21 protein-coding genes are annotated in these 18,031 nt (G+C 69.8%); 13 read left to right on the top strand and 8 right to left on the bottom strand.

Going from position 1 to position 18,031, the window contains the following annotated elements; translation table 11 throughout:
* Nucleotides 1–87: 87 nt before the first annotated feature.
* From QQA12_RS14375 to QQA12_RS14350, 6 genes are read right to left on the bottom strand one after another with little or no spacing between them, the layout of a single operon-like run.
* A complete protein-coding gene (locus QQA12_RS14375; protein WP_054667865.1) occupies nucleotides 88–459 on the bottom strand; it encodes a Na+/H+ antiporter subunit G in 372 nt (123 codons plus the stop codon).
* Nucleotides 456–740 (bottom strand): K+/H+ antiporter subunit F, encoded by a 285-nt coding sequence (locus QQA12_RS14370; protein WP_054667864.1) that lies wholly within the window; start codon nucleotides 738–740, stop codon nucleotides 456–458. The genes QQA12_RS14375 and QQA12_RS14370 overlap by 4 nt, the downstream gene beginning before the upstream one ends.
* Complete coding sequence (locus QQA12_RS14365) at nucleotides 737–1,243, bottom strand: Na+/H+ antiporter subunit E (RefSeq protein WP_226049658.1); 507 nt, start codon at nucleotides 1,241–1,243, stop codon at nucleotides 737–739. The genes QQA12_RS14370 and QQA12_RS14365 overlap by 4 nt, the downstream gene beginning before the upstream one ends.
* On the bottom strand, nucleotides 1,240–2,784 hold the full coding sequence (locus QQA12_RS14360) for a monovalent cation/H+ antiporter subunit D (protein WP_226049657.1): 1,545 nt from the start codon (nucleotides 2,782–2,784) through the stop codon (nucleotides 1,240–1,242). The genes QQA12_RS14365 and QQA12_RS14360 overlap by 4 nt, the downstream gene beginning before the upstream one ends.
* Entirely contained in the window at nucleotides 2,781–3,155 is a 375-nt protein-coding gene (locus QQA12_RS14355; RefSeq protein WP_054667859.1) for a Na+/H+ antiporter subunit C, read from the bottom strand. Before QQA12_RS14355 ends, QQA12_RS14360 begins: the two co-directional genes overlap by 4 nt.
* A complete protein-coding gene (locus QQA12_RS14350) occupies nucleotides 3,155–5,983 on the bottom strand; it encodes a monovalent cation/H+ antiporter subunit A (protein ID WP_056932823.1) in 2,829 nt (942 codons plus the stop codon). The genes QQA12_RS14355 and QQA12_RS14350 overlap by 1 nt, the downstream gene beginning before the upstream one ends.
* Nucleotides 5,984–6,227: 244 nt before the next feature.
* Here QQA12_RS14350 and QQA12_RS14345 point away from each other — a divergent pair, with 244 nt between their 5' ends.
* Nucleotides 6,228–7,115, top strand: coding sequence for an NAD-dependent epimerase/dehydratase family protein (locus QQA12_RS14345; RefSeq protein ID WP_054667856.1), 888 nt, complete (start codon nucleotides 6,228–6,230; stop codon nucleotides 7,113–7,115).
* Nucleotides 7,116–7,163: 48 nt separating this feature from the next.
* Here the strand turns inward: QQA12_RS14345 and QQA12_RS14340 are convergent, their stop codons facing one another.
* A complete protein-coding gene (locus QQA12_RS14340) occupies nucleotides 7,164–7,643 on the bottom strand; it encodes an Mpo1-like protein (protein WP_054667855.1) in 480 nt (159 codons plus the stop codon).
* A gap of 56 nt (nucleotides 7,644–7,699) precedes the next feature.
* Nucleotides 7,700–8,626: a phosphoribosylaminoimidazolesuccinocarboxamide synthase gene (locus tag QQA12_RS14335; RefSeq protein WP_056932821.1), complete on the bottom strand. Its 927-nt coding sequence runs from the start codon at nucleotides 8,624–8,626 to the stop codon at nucleotides 7,700–7,702.
* A gap of 144 nt (nucleotides 8,627–8,770) precedes the next feature.
* On the opposite strand from QQA12_RS14335, the gene QQA12_RS14330 reads away from it, so the two are divergent.
* From QQA12_RS14330 to trpD, 12 genes are all read left to right on the top strand, one after another.
* The gene (locus tag QQA12_RS14330; RefSeq protein WP_054667851.1) at nucleotides 8,771–9,100 is read left to right on the top strand and encodes a DnaJ domain-containing protein; all 330 of its coding nucleotides are present in this window, start codon (nucleotides 8,771–8,773) and stop codon (nucleotides 9,098–9,100) included.
* 11 nt (nucleotides 9,101–9,111) lie between these two features.
* A complete protein-coding gene (rpe, locus tag QQA12_RS14325; RefSeq protein ID WP_054667849.1) occupies nucleotides 9,112–9,786 on the top strand; it encodes a ribulose-phosphate 3-epimerase in 675 nt (224 codons plus the stop codon).
* A 2-nt stretch (nucleotides 9,787–9,788) separates the two neighbouring features.
* Nucleotides 9,789–10,274, top strand: coding sequence for a GNAT family N-acetyltransferase (locus QQA12_RS14320; protein ID WP_226049956.1), 486 nt, complete (start codon nucleotides 9,789–9,791; stop codon nucleotides 10,272–10,274).
* A gap of 325 nt (nucleotides 10,275–10,599) precedes the next feature.
* Complete coding sequence (locus tag QQA12_RS14315) at nucleotides 10,600–10,845, top strand: hypothetical protein (RefSeq protein ID WP_226049656.1); 246 nt, start codon at nucleotides 10,600–10,602, stop codon at nucleotides 10,843–10,845.
* Nucleotides 10,846–10,932: 87 nt separating this feature from the next.
* Entirely contained in the window at nucleotides 10,933–11,169 is a 237-nt protein-coding gene (locus QQA12_RS14310) for a hypothetical protein (protein ID WP_226049655.1), read from the top strand.
* A gap of 77 nt (nucleotides 11,170–11,246) precedes the next feature.
* Entirely contained in the window at nucleotides 11,247–11,927 is a 681-nt protein-coding gene (locus QQA12_RS14305; protein WP_056932818.1) for a response regulator transcription factor, read from the top strand.
* Nucleotides 11,927–13,318 carry a HAMP domain-containing sensor histidine kinase gene (locus QQA12_RS14300; RefSeq protein WP_226049654.1) on the top strand — a complete coding sequence of 464 codons (1,392 nt, stop codon included), beginning with the start codon at nucleotides 11,927–11,929 and terminating at the stop codon, nucleotides 13,316–13,318. The genes QQA12_RS14305 and QQA12_RS14300 overlap by 1 nt, the downstream gene beginning before the upstream one ends.
* A 224-nt stretch (nucleotides 13,319–13,542) precedes the next feature.
* Entirely contained in the window at nucleotides 13,543–15,033 is a 1,491-nt protein-coding gene (gene trpE, locus QQA12_RS14295; protein ID WP_054667840.1) for an anthranilate synthase component I, read from the top strand.
* Between the two features lie 49 nt (nucleotides 15,034–15,082).
* Nucleotides 15,083–15,856: an SIMPL domain-containing protein gene (locus tag QQA12_RS14290; RefSeq protein ID WP_226049653.1), complete on the top strand. Its 774-nt coding sequence runs from the start codon at nucleotides 15,083–15,085 to the stop codon at nucleotides 15,854–15,856.
* Nucleotides 15,857–15,866: 10 nt separating this feature from the next.
* Entirely contained in the window at nucleotides 15,867–16,451 is a 585-nt protein-coding gene (locus tag QQA12_RS14285) for an aminodeoxychorismate/anthranilate synthase component II (protein ID WP_056932814.1), read from the top strand.
* A complete protein-coding gene (locus tag QQA12_RS14280) occupies nucleotides 16,445–16,963 on the top strand; it encodes a DUF1543 domain-containing protein (protein WP_225546643.1) in 519 nt (172 codons plus the stop codon). Before QQA12_RS14285 ends, QQA12_RS14280 begins: the two co-directional genes overlap by 7 nt.
* Before the next feature lie 13 nt (nucleotides 16,964–16,976).
* Nucleotides 16,977–18,008: an anthranilate phosphoribosyltransferase gene (gene trpD, locus QQA12_RS14275; protein ID WP_182212695.1), complete on the top strand. Its 1,032-nt coding sequence runs from the start codon at nucleotides 16,977–16,979 to the stop codon at nucleotides 18,006–18,008.
* The last annotated feature ends 23 nt before the right edge of the window (nucleotides 18,009–18,031 follow it).

Raw genomic sequence — 18,031 nt, 5'->3', positions numbered from 1 at the left:
GCGATGCGGCGCGGAGCCCCAAGCCTGTCGGCCGCAGGTGAAAGCCTGATGACAGGCGACTTGCCACCGCCGGCACCGGTGCCGGCGTCAGTCGCCGCCGCGGTCGTCCGCGGGCGGCAGCTGCTCCTTGCGCGCGCTGTCATCGCCCGGCACTTCCGGGCGGCTCTCCATCATCAGCGACAGCGCCGCCTTGGCCATCATGTGCGCGCTGACCGGCGCGGTGATGAACAGGAACACGGTGATCAGCAGTTCGCGCGGCTGCGGGTCTTCGCCGAGGAAGATGTGGTACGCCACCGAGCACACCAGCACGCAGCCCACGCCCAGCGTGCTGGCCTTGGTCGGCGCATGCAGGCGTTTGAAGAAGTCGGACAGGCGCACCAGCCCGAGCGCGCCGACCAGGATGAAGAAGCAGCCGGCCAGCAGCAGCAGCGACAGCAGGATCTGGAGGAAGGTCATCATTCGACGATGTCCCGGCGCAGCACGAACTTGCTCAGCACCACCGTACTGCAGAAGCCGAGCATGGCGATCACCAGCGCGGCCTCGAAGTAGACCGCCGAGTTGATGTACATGCCGAACAGCATCAGTTCGGCGATGGCGGTGACCGAGAGCGTGTCCAGGGCGAGGATGCGGTCGGGCACGGTGGGGCCGCGCAGCAGGCGCCACAGCGCCAGCAGCATCGCCAGCCCGACCATGTGCATGCACACCACCAGCGTGGTCTGGAAAACCAGGAGTCCGGTCACGGGAAGATCTCCATCAGCGGGGCTTCGTAGCGGGACTTGATCTCGTCGATCAGGGCCTGCGGGTCCTCCAGGTGCAGCACATGCACCAGCAGGTAGCGACGGTCGTCGGACAGCGCCGAGGACACCGTGCCCGGGGTGAGGGTGATCAGGCTGGTCAGCGCGGCGATGCCGTGGATGTTGCCGATGTCCAGCGGCACCCAGATGAACCCCGGGGTGAGCCTGCGTTCCGGTCCCAGGACCTGGGCGGCGACGCGGAAGTTGGACAGCAGGATGTCCCACAGCACCACGCATGCCAGCCGCGGCAGCGGCCGCAGCGTGCCGATGCGGGCGAACTCGCGGTCAAGGCGCGCGGCGAACAGCGGCACCACCACGCCCAGCAGCATGCCCAGCAGCAGCTGGCCGAGGTCGAAGCTGGCGGACATCACCAGCCAGAACGCGACCACGGTGATCGACAGTACCGGCGACGGGAACAGCCGCCGCAGCAGGGGCCGGCGCGCGCTCATGGCTGCCTCGACTGCGGCATGGTGCCGCGTACGTCATGCAGGTACTGCTGCGGCGCCAGCAGCTGCGCGGCGATGGCGTCGGTCTGCCGCATCAGCGGCGCGGCGAACACGCTCATCGCCAGTGCGCAGACCAGCAGCGCGCCGGTGGCGGCGGTCTCGAACGGACGCGTCGGCACCTCGCCCTCGGGCGGCGGTGGCGCGTCGTCCTCGCCAGGCACGTGCCAGAACAGGCGGATGCCGCTGCGTACCAGGCCGATGATCACCAGCAGGCTGCTGCCGAGGACCGCCGCCCATACCACTCCGGTATGCGCGTCCGGCACCGCCGACAGCAGCGCGGCCTTGGCGAGGAAGCCGGCCAGCGGCGGCAGCCCGGCCACCGCCACCGCGCCGACCAGGAACAGCAGGCCGGGCACGGTCTTGCCCGGCAGCGCCGCGGCCAGGTCGCGCTCGCCGCGTTCGCCGGCGCGCCAGCGGCGGCGGCGGATCAGGTCGGCGACCAGGAACAGGGCCGCCGCGGTGAACGTGCTGTGCGGCAGGTAGTACAGCCCGGCCGAGATCGTGCCGGCCTTGCCCAGCGCGAAGGCGATGAACAGCGTTGCCGCCGAGACCACCACCAGGTAGGCCACCTGCACCCGCAGCCGGGTGGCCGCCAGCGCGCCCAGCGCGCCCAGCAGCAGCGTGCCGATGCCGGCCCACAGCAGCCAGTCGGCGCCATAACCGGCCAGTGCGCCGGCGCCCTCGCCGAACCACAGCGTGCCCACCCGCAGCACCGCGTACAGGCCGACCTTTGTCATGATCACGAACAGCGCCGCCACCGCCGCCGGTGCGCGCGCATACGACTCGGGCAGCCACAGGTACAGCGGCAACAGCGCGGCCTTGGCGCAGAACACCACCAGCAGCAGGCCCAGCGCGGCCTTGGCCAGCTTCAGGTGCGAGGGCGGCAGCTCGGCGATGCGCTGGCCGATCTCGGCCATGTTGAGCGAGCCCAGGGTGGCGTAGAGCATGCCCAGCGCGACCAGGAACACGGTCGAGGCCGAAACGTTGAACACCACGTAGTGCAGGCCGATGCGCAGGCGCAGGCCGCGGCCGCCGGACAGCAGCAGGCCATAGGAGGCGATCAGCAGCACCTCGAAGAACACGAACAGGTTGAAGATGTCGCCGGTCAGGAACGCGCCGTTGAGGCCGACCAGCTGGAACTGGAACAGCGCGTGGAAATGCGGCGCGCGGCGGTCCCAGCCGGTGCAGGCGTGCAGCAGGCAGGCCGCGGCCAGTAGCAGCGTGGTGCCGAGCATCCAGCCGGCGAGGCGGTCGGCGACCAGGGCGATGCCCAGCCGCGCCGGCCAGTCGCCGAGCAGGTACACCATCGTCTCGCCCTGGCTGGTGGCGGCGATCAGCAGCACTTCGACCAGCGCCAGCAGCAGCATGCTGGCCCATGCCACGCTGCGCTGGACCTTCGGCCCGTAGCGACGGTGCTCGACGAACAGCGACAGCGCCGCGCCCAGCAGCGGCACCAGGACCGGCAGGATCGGCAGGTGGTTCATGCGCCGCCCCCGTTGCCGGCTTCGCGGCCGTCGTCCGGCTCGTGCGCGTCGACGTGGTCGCTGTGGTTGTCGCTGCGGCTGCGTATCGCCAGCACGATGCTGACCGCGGTCATGGCGAAGGCGATGACGATGGCGGTGAGCACCAGCGCCTGCGGCAGCGGGTCGGTGTAGTGCGCCAGGTCCGGCGGTACGCCGTCCCTGAGCACCGGTGGCTTGCCGCTGGCCAGTCGCCCGGCGCTGAAGATCAGCAGGTTGGTGGCGTAGGACAGGAAGGTCATGCCGAGGATGACGTCGAAGCTGCGTGCGCGCAGCAGCAGGTACACGCCGATCGCGGCAAGTACGCCGATCGCGCTCGCCAGGGCCAGTTCCATCAGTGCATCTCCCCGGTGCGTGCCGAACGGCGGTGGATGTCGATCTCGCCATGGCGCGCGCTGCGCGTGCGCGACGGCTTGACGGTGCCCATCATCGACAGGATCAGCATCACCCCGCCGAACACCACCAGGTACACGCCGGTGTCGAAGCCCATGGCGCTGGCCAGCGGCAGCTCGCCGATCAGCGGCAGGTGCAGGTCGAGGTGGCCACTGGCCAGGAACGGCACGCCGAACAGCATCGACGCCATGCCGCTGAGCACCGCGATCAGCAGGCCCACGCCGATGCAGCGGACGTAGTCGAAACCGAAGCGCGACTCGACCGACGCCGTGCCCTGGATCACGTACTGGATCAGCAGCGGCACCGCCAGCACCAGGCCGGCGATGAAGCCGCCGCCCGGCGCGTTGTGGCCACGCAGGAACAGGAAGATCGACACCGTGAGGGTGAGCGGGAACATGATCTGCGCCAGGTCGGCCGGTACCGGCAGCTTGACCGGCGGGCCGGGCATGATCTGCTCGGGGGCCATGCGCGAGCGGCGCAGCAACGCGTGCACCACCAGCGCGGCGATACCGAACACGGTGATCTCGCCGAAGGTATCGAAGCCGCGGAAGTCGACCAGGATCACGTTGACCACGTTGCGGCCGTAGGCCTCGGGCAGTGCGCGCTGCAATATCTCGCCGGCCACGGTGTTGGGCGGCAGGGTCATCATCGCGTAGGCCAGCGCGGCCAGGCCGCCGCCGGCGACCACCGCGATCAGCGCGTCGCGGCGCTTGCGCCACGGCGCGCGCTCGGGTGGCGACTGCGCCGGCAGGTAGTTCATGCCCAGCAGCATCAGCACCAGGGTCACCATCTCCACCATCAACTGGGTCAGTGCCAGGTCCGGCGCGGACAGGAACACGAAGGCCAGCGCCACCATCAACCCGCTGCCGCCCACCACGATCACCGCCAGCAGGCGCTGCCGGTACAGGAACAGCCCGCCCAGCGCGCAGGCCAGCATCACCAGCCACAGTACCCAGCCCAGCAGCGGCATCGGCTGCGCCGCCGGCCAGGCCGGCCACGCCGGGGCGGCGGCATAGGGCGCGGCGGCCACGATCACCGCCACCAGCACCAGCGCCAGCAGCATCCGCTGCAGGCTGCCGTCCGCCAGCGCGTGGGTGATGCGCTGGGCCAGCCCGAACAGCGCGTCCATGCCGCGCTGGAACATCTGCTTGCCCACGGCACGGTTGCGGGCCGCGTACAGGTCGGTGTGGCGACGCAGGCCGAAGTACAGCGCGATGCCACCGGCCACGCCGATCGCGCTCATCGCCAGTGGCAGGTTGAAGCCATGCCAGATCGACAGGCTGTAGGCGGGCATCGCGGCGCCGAGGATGGACTGCGCGGCGGCGTGCAGTACCGGCGCCACGGTCAGTGCCGGGGCGATGCCGACCGCCAGGCAGATCAGCACCAGCACCTCGACCGGTACCTTCATCCAGCGCGGCGGTTCATGCGGCACCACCTCGATGTCGACCGGGCCCCTGCCGAAGAAGGTGTCGTGGACGAAGCGCAGGCTGTAGGCGACGCCGAGGATGCCGGCCAGCAGTGCCGCCGAGCTCATCGCCGTGCGCATCCACTGCGGGCCACCGGTGGCCAGCGCCTCGGCGAACAGCATTTCCTTGGACAGGAAGCCGTTGAGCAGCGGGATGCCGGCCATCGCCAGCGAGGCGATGATCGCCAGCGTGCTGGTGATGGGCATCAGCCGGCGCAGGCCGCCGAGGCGGCGCATGTCGCGGGTGCCGGTTTCGTGGTCGATGATGCCCGCGGCCATGAACAGCGAGGCCTTGAACGTGGCGTGGTTGAGGATGTGGAACACGCCGGCGACCACCGCCATCGGCGTGGACAGGCCGAACAGCAGGGTGATCAGGCCCAGGTGCGAGATCGTCGAGTAGGCCAGCAGGCCCTTGAGGTCATGCTGGAAGATCGCGTTCCAGGCGCCGACCAGCAGGGTCAGGGCGCCGATGCCGCTGACCAGGTAGAAGAACAGCTCGCTGCCGGCCAGCGCCGGGTGCAGCCGCGCCAGCAGGAACACGCCGGCCTTCACCATGGTCGCCGAGTGCAGGTAGGCCGATACCGGGGTCGGCGCGGCCATCGCGTGCGGCAGCCAGAAGTGGAACGGGAACTGCGCGCTCTTGGTGAAGATGCCGGCCAGCACCAGCAGCAATGCCCATGGGTACAGCGCGCTGCCGCGGATCAGGTCGCCGGAGGCCAGCACCACGTCCAGGTCGAAGCTGCCGACGATGCGTCCGATCAGCAGCACGCCGGCCAGCAGCGCCAGGCCGCCGCCGCCGGTGATGACGAAGGCCATGCGCGCGCCCTCGCGGGCGTCGCGGCGGTGCGACCAGAAGCCGATCAGCAGGAACGAGCTGATGCTGGTCAGCTCCCAGAACACCATCAGCAGCAACAGGTTGCCGGACAGCACCATGCCCAGCATCGCGCCCATGAACAGCAGCAGGCTGCTGTAGAAGCGGCGCGTGCTGTCCTGCGCGGAGAGGTAGTAGCGCGCGTACAGCACCACCAGCGCGCCGATGCCCAGTACCAGCCCGGCGAACATCCAGGCCAGCCCGTCCAGCCGCAGGGTGGCTTCCAGCCCGATCTGTGGCAGCCAGGGCCAGCTCTGGCGCAGCACCGCGCCGTCGAGCACCGCCGGCGTCATCGCTCCCAGCAGTACCAGGCCCAGCAACGGTGCGGCGCCGGCCAGCCATGCCGCGGCCGTGCGCGACAGGCGGCCATGCAGGGCGATGAGCGCGGCCATCAGGAATGGCAGCGCGAGCAGCAGGGGGAGAACGGATGTCATGCAGGGAATGCGGGATTCGCGAGCAGGTTTTGCAGTCTAGCAGGCGCTTTTTTGCCACCGGAACCCCGTAGATGAACGAGCCGTTCGGGTTCGCGCCCGGCGTCGCCGGCCGTCCCGCGAGCCTCGGCCGCTGCCGCCCCGGGGGTGCATGGCGGCCGGCATCACCGGGCCGGCCCGGGCCGGGCAGCCGCTCACGCGTGCATCGGTCGGGCGCCGGCGCACTCCCATCGCCTATGCTTCCACGATGGAAGCAGGGCAATACGAACGGGACACGCCGCCACGGGCACTGGTATTCGGTGGCAGTGGACAGATCGGCGAACGGCTGCTGGCGGGCCTGCTGGCGCAGGGCTGGCAGGTGAGCGCGGTGTCGCGCGTGCCACGTGCGCCGGCGCCGGGGCTGGTATGGCGGCAGGGCGACCTGTCCGGCCACTGGCGGGACGATGGTCCGTTCGATGCGGTGTTCAGCTGCGGCCCGCTCGACCACTTCGCGCGCTGGTACCAGGCCTCGGACATCGCCGCGCCACGGGTGGTCGCGTTCGGCTCCACCAGCGTCGAGGTCAAGGGCGATTCGAGCGAACCGGCCGAGCGCGACGTCGCCCACCGCCTGCGCCAGGCCGAGGCCACCCTGTTCGCCGCTGCCCACGCGCGCGGCGTGGCGGCCACGGTGCTGCGCCCGACCCTGGTCTATGGCGCCGGGCGTGACGCCACGCTCACCGCGATCGCCCGGCTGGCCAGGCGCGCCGGCTTGTTCGTGCTGCCCGCGGGCGCTGATGGCCTGCGCCAGCCGGTGCACGTGCAGGACCTGGCCGACGCCGCGCTGCAGGTGCTGCGGCACCCGGCCACCGCCGGCCGCGCCTATGCGCTCGGTGGCGGTGAACGCCTGGGTTATGCGGAGATGGTGCGGCGGGTGCTGGCTTCGCTGCAGCCGCCGCCGCGCCTGCTGCGGGTGCCGGCGCCGCTGTTCCGCGGGGCGTTGGCGGCAGCCCATGGCATCGGTCGCCTGCGCGGCATGAACACCGCGGCGCTGGCGCGCATGCGCGAACCGCTGGTGTTCGATATCGCACCGGCGCAGCGCGACTTCGGCTACGCCCCGCGCCCGTTCAACCCGACCCGGGACATGTTCGGGCTGTAATGCCGGGCCTGGCGCCTTGCCAGCGCCGTCCGCGGCGGCTGTGCCGGCTCAGTACTTCCAGCCGAACTGCCGGTACAGCTTGGCCAGTACCCAGATCGGCCCGATCAGCAGGTAGGTCAGGTCGGTGAGGAAACTGGGCCTGCGGCCTTCGACATGGTGGCCGACGAACTGCGCGATCCAGGCCACCACGAACACGCCGATACCGGAGAAGAGCAGGCCGCGCACGCCGATACGGTCCTCCAGCAGCCGGCACAGGCAGCCGGCGACGAAGAACAGGATCAGCATGCCGATGCCCAGTGGCCGCGACAGGCGGTTGTAGTACGCCCACGCGCCAAACATCGCCAGCGCCGCCCAGATGCCGTTCTGAAACCAGGGCAGCAGCGGCGGGACGCACCACAGCAGGGCGACCACCGACCACAGGATGGCTGGTACCGCGACCACGTGGATGGCCTGGTTGACGGGGTTGCGGTGGTCGCCGGAATAGCTGGCGAACCAACGGTCGATGGGGCGTGCGGCGCTCATGTCCATGCTGCCTCTTCTCCCGGCAGGGCCTGTGGTGCGCGCCCGGGCGGGCGCGCCGGTGCTCAGTCTATGTGGATGCCCGCCAGCTTCTGCAGGGCTTCGGCGTACTTGTCGCGGGTGCGCGAGATCACCTCGGCCGGCAGCGCCGGCCCGGGGGCGGTCTTGTCCCAGTCCAGCGTTTCCAGGTAGTCGCGCACGAACTGCTTGTCGTAGCTCGGCGGGCTGGTGCCGACCGCGTACTCGTCGGCCGGCCAGTAGCGCGAGGAATCCGGGGTCAGCATCTCGTCCATGATGTACAGGCGGCCATCGGCGTCGGTGCCGAACTCGAACTTGGTGTCGGCCAGCAGGATGCCGCGTTCGGCCGCGTACTCGGCGGCGAACTTGTAGATGCGCAGGGTCGCGTCGCGCACTTTCTCGGCAAGCTCGGCGCCCACCGACTTGACCATCGCGTCGAAGTCGATGTTCTCGTCATGGTCGCCCACCGCGGCCTTGGTGGACGGGGTGAAGATCGGCTCGGGCAGCTTCTGCGCCTGCTGCAGGCCGTCGGGCAGCTTGATGCCGCTGACCTGGCCGGTGCGCTGGTAGTCCTTCCAGCCGCTGCCGATCAGGTAGCCGCGGGCGATGGCTTCCACCGGCACCGGCTTGAGCCTGCGGGTCACCACCGCGCGCCGGGCGTACAGCGCCGGGTCCACGCCTTCCGGCAACACGCTGGCCACGTCGATGCCGGTCAGGTGGTTGGGCATCAGGTGCGCGGTCTTGGCGAACCAGAAATTGGAGACCTGGCACAGCATCTCGCCCTTGCCGGGGATCGGGTCGGGCAGCACCACGTCGAACGCGGACAGGCGGTCGGTGGCCACGATGAGCAGGTAATCGCCGGCAGGCGTGTCGGCCGGCAGGCGTTCGCGCGGGATATCGAATACATCGCGCACCTTGCCGCGGTGGCGCAAGGGCAGGCCGGGAAGATCGGATTGCAGCAGCGTGGTCGGCACGGGCACTCCTGGAACTTGGCGATGAGGCCGTCGGCACAGGACCCGGGGGGCCCGCGGCGGGACGGCGGGCGGCCTAGTGTAAGGCCGTCCGGGGCCGCTGTGGCATAAAATGCGGGTCCGATCTTCGAGGCCACGGCCCTGCCCATGCGCTGGTACGGAAAACTGCTGGGATTCATCGCCGGCGCCCTGCTGTTCAGGCCCAACCCGCTGTTCGGCGCGGTGGTGGGCGTGCTGCTGGGGCATGCGTTCGACAGCGACTGGTTCAGGCTCGGCAAGGACCTGCCCTACCGCGAACTGGGCGTCACCCGCGAGGCCAGCGACGCCGAGATCGACCTGGCCTACCGCCGCCTGATGTCCCAGTACCACCCCGACAAACTGGCCGGGGCCGCGCCCGAGCTGCGCGCCCAGGCCGAGAAGAAGGCCCGGCAGATCAACGCCGCCTACGACCGCATCAAAACCCTGCGCAAGCGCTGAAAGGCCCCGTCATGTCCAACTGCATCATTGCCCCGTCCATCCTCTCGGCCGATTTCGCCCGGCTCGGCGAGGAGGTCGACACCGTCCTCGCCGCCGGTGCCGACTGGGTCCATTTCGACGTGATGGACAACCATTACGTGCCCAACCTGACCATCGGCCCGATGGTCTGCCAGGCGCTGCGCAGGCATGGCGTGACCGCGCCGATCGACGTGCACCTGATGGTCGAGCCGGTGGATCGCATCGTGCCGGACTTCGCCGAGGCCGGCGCCAGCCTGATCAGCTTCCACCCGGAAGCGTCGCGGCACGTCCACCGCACCATCCAGCTGATCAGGTCGCACGGCTGCAAGGCCGGCCTGGTGCTCAACCCGGCGACCCCGGTGGAAGTGCTCGACTGGGTGCTGGAGGATCTGGACCTGGTGCTGCTGATGTCGGTCAACCCCGGCTTCGGCGGCCAGGCCTTCATCCCCTCGACCCTGGAGAAGCTGCGCGCGGTGCGGGCGATGATCGACAAGCTCGGCAAGCCGGTGATCCTGGAAGTGGACGGTGGCGTGAAGGCCGACAACATCGGGCAGATCGCCGCCGCCGGTGCCGACGCCTTCGTCGCAGGCTCGGCCATCTTCAACGCCCCGGACTACGCGCAGGTCATCGCGCAGATGCGCGCCAACGTCGCTGCGGCGCGGGGGTGAGCATGGCCGCCGGCCTGCATATCCGTCCGGCCATCGCCGATGATGCGGGCCTGATCCTGCACTTCATCCGCGAGCTGGCGATCTACGAACGGGCCGAATCGTCGGTGCAGACCGACGAGGCCGGGATCCGCGCCAGCCTGTTCGGTGCCGATGCCAAGGCGCAGGCGCTGGTCTGCGAGCGCGACGGCCAGGCCATCGGCTACGCGGTCTACTTCTACAACTATTCCACCTGGCTGGGCCGCAACGGCATCTACCTGGAAGACCTGTACGTCAGCCCGGAACATCGCGGCTGCGGGGCGGGCAAGGCACTGCTGCAGCACATCGCGCGGCTGGCGGTGACGCAGGGCTGCGGCCGCTTCGAGTGGTCGGTACTGGACTGGAACACGCCGGCGATCGACTTCTACCGCGCCGCCGGCGCGCTGCCGCAGGACGAGTGGACCGTGTACCGGCTGCAGGGCGACGCGCTGCGGCGGTTCGCCGAGGGCTGATTCCCGGCGCCGTCCGTCCGTGGTGGACGTCCCGGGCCGGCCTTGCGGCAGTAAAAAAAGGCCGTGGCGTCGCCGCCACGGCCGGGGGAATTCGTGGGAGGCTGATCCTGCCTCCATCCATCGTCCCTGCTATGGACTTCCATGTTCCGGGGGTTTGATGACGCGGCGATGACGATCGCGTTGCCGTTGCATGGCGGGCGCACATTACAGAGCGTTCATGCGTGCGCCACGCTCCCGTTAGCCGGCGCGGCGCAATCTGTCGGCGATGGTTGGAAACGCCATCTTCCCGAACCTTCCCGACATAGCCCGCCCAAGGATCACGCATATGAAGACTTCCGCCCTGCTCCTCGCCGTCGGCCTGGCCCTGGGGGCCGGCACCGCGTTCGCCGCCCAGTCGACCCCGCCGGCCACCCCCGCCACGCCTGCAACCCCGGCGGCCCCGGCCATGCAGATGGCGCCGGCTGCCAAGACCGCCGCCGCCCCGGCCGCCAAACACCACGCCAAGAAGCACCATCACCACGCCGCCGCCGCCAAGCCGGCAACGCCTGCCGCCCCGGCAGACGGCAAGTAAGTCCCCGGCCCGGGAGGGTCACGCCGGTCCTTCGGCCGGCGTGATCGGCCTGCGTCCGGTCGGGTCACCGTGACGGAGGGCAGGGCAATGGACACCGCTACCCATCGCCCGTATCGCGTGATGGTGCTGGTCGTGATGGCCGTGCTTGGCGGCGCAATGCCGCAGGCCGCCGGTCCCGTGCCCACCATCGCTGCTGCCCCGGCCGCGGGGGCGCTGCCGGCACGGGCCAGGCCGCCGCTGCGGTGCCTCAAGCGCAGCGCCCTGGGCAAGTGCGAACGCCGCGTGCCGTCCACGGTCCGCTCCCCCGCCAGCCCCGCGCACTGAGCGGCAACCGCGGGCATGACGGCCGCCACCGGTGGCGGCGCTATGCTTGCCCCCAATCAGGCCACAGCCAAGCCGCCATGCGCATACTGGTCGTCGAGGACGATACCCAGATTTCGGCTTTCATCGCCAAGGGGCTGCGCGAGGACGGACACGTCGTGGACTGCGTTGGAAACGGCCGCGATGGCCTGTTCATGGCCACCACCGAGGCCTATGCCGCGGTCGTGCTCGACCGCATGCTCCCCGGCCTGGACGGCCTCACCGTGCTGCGCACGCTGCGTGGCGCCGGCAACACGGTGCCGGTGCTGCTGCTGACCGCGCTGGCCGATGTCGACCACCGGGTGGAGGGCCTGCGCGCCGGTGCCGACGACTACCTGGTCAAGCCGTTCGCCTTCGCCGAACTCAGCGCCCGGCTCGACGGCCTGTCGCGGCGCGGCCCGGGGGCGCCGGCGGCCGCGCCATCGACGCGGCTGCAGGTGGCCGACCTGGAGCTGGACCTGCTGCGCCGCACCGCCTCGCGCGCCGGCCGTACCATCGAACTGCTGCCGCGCGAGTTCATGCTGCTCGACTACCTGATGCGCAACGCCGGCCGGGTGGTCACCCGCACGATGCTGCTGGAAGCGGTGTGGAACTACCACTTCGATCCGCAGACCAACGTGATCGACGTGCACATCAGCCGCCTGCGGCAGAAGATCGACCATGGCTTCGCCAGCACGCTGCTGCATACGGTGCGCGGTGCCGGTTACCGGCTCGACGGGTGATGCGCCTGCTGCGCTCCACCACCTCGCGGCTGGCGCTGGCGGTGTCCGTCGCCTTCCTGTTGTCGTTCATCGTGCTCGGCACCGGCGTCTATGCCGCGGTGTCGACGCTGCTCGAGCGCGACGCGCGCGAGGTCGTGCGCACCGATGCGGCGGGGCTGCGCGATCTGTACCGGCATGCGGGCTACGCGCGCCTGCGCGAAGAGCTGGAGGCGCGCATCGGCACCCCGGACGATCCGGACATGGTGTACATGCTGCTGGACAGCCATGGCAGGGTCATCGCCGGCACCCTGGCCGACGTGCCCGGCTGGACCGGGCGCGCGCGCTGGCTGCAGTTCGTCGACGCGGCGTCCGACGACACCCCGCGGGTGATCGCGCAGCAGCAGGTGCTGGACAACGGCCAGTACCTGCTCACCGGCCTGCGCATGCGCTCGGAAGATGGCTTCCTGCGCCTGATCCTGCACTCGGCGCTGGCGGCACTGCTGGCCGCGGCGGTGATGGGTGCGATGGTCGGGCGCTGGACCTCGCGCTGGGTGGCGCGGCGGCTGGGCAACCTCGACCGTACGGCCGAACGTGTGGCCGCCGGTGAAATGGGCCTGCGCGTGCACAGCGATGGCAGCGGCGATGCGTTCGACCGGGTCGCGCTGCGCTTCAACGGCATGCTTGACCGGATACAGGCGCTGCTCGATGCGGTCCGCCATGCCACCGATCACATCGCCCATGACCTGCGCACGCCGCTGAGTCGCCTGCGCACGCGGCTGGACGCGATGCGCGAGGTGCCGGCGATCGCCGCCTCGCCCGTGGCGATCGCCGAGCTGGATGCCGGGCTGGCCGAAACCGACGGCCTGCTGCAGTCCTTCTCCGCCCTGCTGCGGCTGTCGCGGATCGAGGCACAGCCGGCGACTGCCGACGATGCCACCGTGGTCGACCTGGACCAGCTGGTCGAGGACGTGGCCGAGCTCTACCAGCCGGTCGCCGCCCAGCGCGGCATGCGCCTGCATGTCGTGGGTGCGCCGCTGCAGGTGGCGGGCGACCCGGACCAGCTGTTCCAGCTGCTGGTGAACCTGCTCGACAACGCGCTCAAGTACGGGCCGGCCGGCGGTACCGTCACCCTGGCCATGGCGGCCGCGGGCGGGCAGGTCGAGTTGAGCGTCCGCGATCAGGGGCCCGGCATTCCCGAAGGCGACCGCCAGCGTGTGTTCGACCGTTTCGAGCGCCTGCAGGCCGACCGCGGCCAGGCCGGTACCGGGCTGGGATTGAGCCTGGTGCGGGCCATCGTCGCCCGCCACCGCGGCAGCGTCGTCCTGTCCGATGGCGACGCCGGCCCCGGCGGCGCGCCGGGGCTGTGCGTGACCGTGCATCTGCCGCGCCGGCCTCCCGCTGCCGTGACCTGAGGCCAGTGGAGGGGTACCCACACGCCCGGGCGGGCGCGGACAGTTGCCCCTGCAAGCGTTCCCGCCGGGTGCCGCGGCCCCCGCTGGGGCCCATTTGCGGTACAGTTGCGCGGTGCCCATTCTGACGACCAAGCGTTCCCTTTCTTCCGCTCGCCGCTGGTGGCGATGGTGGCCCGTTGCCGTCGTCCGTACCGCCACCGTCGATTCCCGGAAGGAAAGCCGTCTTGATCACGCAAGAGCAGTTCCAGCAGCTGGCCACTGAGGGCCACAGCGCACACCCGCATAATTTCGTTCCCGTCGTCCGCGAAGTGCTGTCCGACCTGGACACGCCGCTCTCGGTCTACCTCAAGCTCGCCGACGGCCCGCATACCTATCTGTTCGAATCGGTCGAGGGTGGCGAGCGCTTCGGCCGTTATTCCATCATCGGCCTGCCGGCGCGACGCATCTACAGCTTCCGCGGGCACACGCTGGAAGTGAGCGAGCTGGGCGAAGTCGTCGAGCGCCGCGAGGTGGCTGACCCGCTGGCCGAGGTGGAAGTGCTGCGCAGGCAGTACTCGGTGCCGCAGCTGGATGGCCTGCCGGGCTTCACCGGCGGCCTGGTCGGCTGGTTCGGCTTCGAGTGCATCCAGTACATCGAGCCGCACCTGGGCGCGGGCGACAAACCCGATGAACTCGGAACGCCGGACATCTACCTGATGCTGTCCGAAGAGCTGGCGGTGTTCGACAACCTCAAGGGCCGGCTGTACCTGATCGTGCATGCCGACCCGTCGCAGCCGCAGGCCTGGGCGCGCGCCAACCGGCGCCTCGACGAACTGGCGCACCGGCTGCGCCAGGGCGGTGCCGGTTACCCGCAGGCGCAGGTGTCCGACGCCATCGACGAGCAGGATTTCCAGTCGTCCTTCACCCGCGAGCAGTACCACGCGGTGGTGCGCAAGGCGCAGGAATACGTGCGCGCCGGCGACATCTTCCAGGTGGTGCCGAGCCAGCGCCTGCGCGTGCCGTTCCGTGCGCGGCCGATCGATGTGTACCGCGCCCTGCGTGCGTTGAATCCGTCGCCGTACATGTACTTCATCGACGTCGGCGGCACCCAGGTGGTCGGCTCCTCGCCGGAAATCCTGGCGCGCCTGCGCGATGGCATCGTCACCGTGCGTCCGATCGCCGGCACCCGCCCGCGCGGCGCCACGCCGGAGCTGGACAAGGCCCTGGAAGTCGAACTGCTGGCCGATCCCAAGGAGCGCGCCGAGCACGTGATGCTGATCGACCTCGGCCGCAACGATGTCGGCCGCGTCGCCGAACCGGGCACGGTCAAGGTGGGCGAGCAGTTCGTGATCGAGCGCTACAGCCATGTCATGCATATCGTCAGCGAGGTCACCGGCACCTTGAAGGCCGGGTTGAGCTACAGCGACGTGATGCGTGCGACCTTCCCGGCCGGCACCGTCAGCGGCGCACCGAAGATCCGCGCGCTGGAGATCATCCGCGAGCTGGAGCCGGTCAAGCGCAACGTCTATTCCGGCGCGGTCGGCTACATCGGTTGGAACGGCGATGCCGATACCGCCATTGCCATCCGCACCGCGGTCATCCAGGACGGCTACCTGTACGTGCAGGCGGGTGGTGGCGTGGTCTACGACTCCGATCCGGATGCCGAGTGGCAGGAAACCATGAACAAGGGTCGCGCGCTGTTCCGTGCGGTGGCGCAGGCGGCGAAGGGGCTGTGAGCGGGCACTGCCCGCTCATTGCGACGTGCATGGAAACGGAGAGATCAGGATGAAGAGCACAATCGTGTTGTCCTTGTTGTTGGCCCTGGCGCCGGTGCTGTCGTTCGCGCAGGCCAATTCGGTGCCATCGCAGCCGCATTTGCTGGTGAAGGGGCAGGCTGCGCGCACAGTGGTGCCGGATCGCTTCACCGTCGAGTTCCTCGCGCAAGCCACGGACATGGCACCGGAGCAGGCACGTTCCCGGGTCGAGCAGAACGTGGTGGCGGTGCTGGCTGCGTTGAAGAAGCACCGCGCGCTCGCGGAACACACCCACGCCTCGTCCATGTCGATTTCCGCCGAGAATGCGTACGAGGATGGCAAGCAGGTGTTCAAGGGCACCAAGGTCGTCCGTCGCGTGCGTGGCAGTTTCGATGATCTGGAGAAGCTGCGCGGATTACTGGCCGATGTGAATGCCGGGCCGGGCCTGCAGATCACCTCGTTGCGTTCCGGTTACGCGCAGGCCAGCTCGCTGCGCGCCGAACTCAAGGCCGAAGCTGCCCGCCAGTCCCGCCGTTCCGCCGAAGGGTTGGCAGCGGCCTATGGCACGCGCATCACTGGCCTGTACACCATCTCCGACGTTGCGCCGAGCTTCGCCTACGGAGTGCAGGCGGTTACGTGGCAGTCGGCAAACGAGGAGGCCGGGGAAGACGCCGTCCCGCCGCCGGCTCTCCCTGCGCCTGCGGCAACCGGCGTATCCGGCTCCCGGCTTGCGGCCGAGAGTCTGGAAACCGGGACGATCACCTTCACCGAAAACGTCTACGCGATCTTCCTGATCGCTCAATGAGTGCCATGCCATGCTGTTGATGATCGACAACTACGACAGCTTCACCTTCAACCTCGTGCAGTACCTGCAGATGCTGGGCGCCGAGGTGAAGGTGGTGCGCAACGACGCGCTGAGCGTCGAACAGATCGCCGCGCTCAATCCCTCGCACATCGTGGTGTCGCCGGGGCCGAAGACCCCCGACGACGCCGGGGTGTCGCTGGAGGTGATCCGCCGGCTCGGCCCGACCATCCCGATCTTCGGCGTGTGCCTGGGCCACCAGAGCATCGGCCAGGTGTATGGCGGCGACGTGATCCGCGCCGGCAACATCATGCACGGCAAGACCTCGCCGATCCGCCACGAGGGCAAGGGCGTGTTCGCCGGGCTGCCCGACCGCTACGAGGCCACGCGCTACCACTCGCTGGTGGTGGACAAGGCCACGCTGCCGGACGTGCTGGAGATCACCGCCTGGACCGAGAACGCCGACGGTTCGATGGAGGAGATCATGGGCCTGCGCCACCGCCAGCATCCGGTGGAAGGCGTGCAGTTCCATCCCGAGTCCATCCTCACCCAGCACGGCCACGCGCTGATGAAGAACTTCCTGGACCGCACGTGCTGAGCGGGACCGAAGCGCTGCGGCTGTTCGTGGTGATGCTCGGCGGCCGCCATGCGCGCGCCAACACCGAAGTGCACGACGTGGTGCTGGCGGTGGCGCCGGGCATCGAACGGACCCATGCCCAGCTGCGCCAGCAGTGGTTCGGCGAGACGTCCGGGCTGCACATCGATTCGTGGATGACGGTCGATGGCGTCGAACAGTGGCAGGTGCGCCTGTCCGCGGACGCGCCCGCCGCCGATGCGCCGCGGCTCTACTTCGTGAATCTGGGCGGCTATGTCGCCGGCGAGTTCGGCGAGGCCCACCGTTACCTGCTGGTGGTCGCCGACGACACGGCCGACGCCAAGCGCAAGGCGCTGCGCCAGGCCGGCGCGGAGTGGATCAAGCCGCACCGCGATGCCCTGTTCGACGTCGACAGCTGCCTGCCCGTCGGCCCCATCGGCGGCCTGCACGTGCACCTGGTTCCCGGCCCCCACGCCGGCATCCGCAGCCAGAGCGACTACATCGTCATTTCCTGATCCTGGAGTTTTCATGACCATCACCGCGCAGGAAGCCCTGCAACGCACCATCGAACACCGCGAGATCTTCTTCGACGAGATGGTCGACCTGATGCGGCAGATCATGCGTGGCGAAGTGTCCCCGACCATGACCGCCGCCATCCTCACCGGCCTGCGGGTGAAGAAGGAGACCGTCGGCGAGATCGCGGGCGCGGCCACGGTGATGCGCGAGTTCGCGCTGCCGGTGGCGGTGGCCGACAAATCGCACCTGGTCGACATCGTCGGCACCGGCGGCGATGGCTCGCATACCTTCAACATCTCCACCTGCTCGATGTTCGTGGTGGCCGCGGCTGGTGCCAAGGTGGCCAAGCACGGCAACCGCAGCGTGTCGTCCAAGTCCGGCAGCGCCGATGCGGTGGAGGCGCTGGGTGCGGCGATCGAGCTCAACCCGGAGCAGGTGGCGCGGGTCATCGAGCAGACCGGCATCGGCTTCATGTTCGCGCCGATGCACCACCCGGCGATGAAGGTGGTGGCGCCGGTGCGGCGCGAGATGGGCGTGCGCACCATCTTCAACATCCTCGGTCCGCTGACCAACCCGGTTGGCGCCACCAACATCCTGATGGGCGTGTTCCACCCCGACCTGGTCGGCATCCAGGCGCGCGTGCTGCGCGAGCTGGGCGCGCAGCGCGCGCTGGTGGTGTGGGGCCGCGACAACATGGACGAGATCTCGCTGGGCGCCGGCACCCTGGTCGGCGAGCTGCGCGACGGCAAGGTGCGCGAGTACGAAATCCACCCGGAGGATTTCGGCATCGCCATGTCGGCCAGCCGCAATCTCAAGGTGGCCAACCCGGAAGAGTCCATCGCCATGCTGCGCGGCGTGCTCGACAACCAGCCCGGCCCGGCCAACGACATCGTCGCGCTCAACGCCGGCGCCGCCCTGTACGTGGCCGGCGTGGCCGACAGCATCGCCGACGGGCTGGCGCGCGCGCGCGCGGTCATCGCCGACGGCAGCGCCCGTGCCCGCATGCAGCAGTACGTCGCCGCCAGCCGCGCCTTGGCCGGCTGAGCGCCAACCCGTCTTCCCTTCCC

Source organism: Stenotrophomonas sp. 17(2023), assembly GCF_030345315.1.
In the GTDB taxonomy this organism is placed as follows: Bacteria; Pseudomonadota; Gammaproteobacteria; order Xanthomonadales; family Xanthomonadaceae; genus Stenotrophomonas; species Stenotrophomonas acidaminiphila.
Note: the sequence above shows the minus strand (reverse complement) of the source record. Positions and strands in the feature narration are given on the sequence as shown.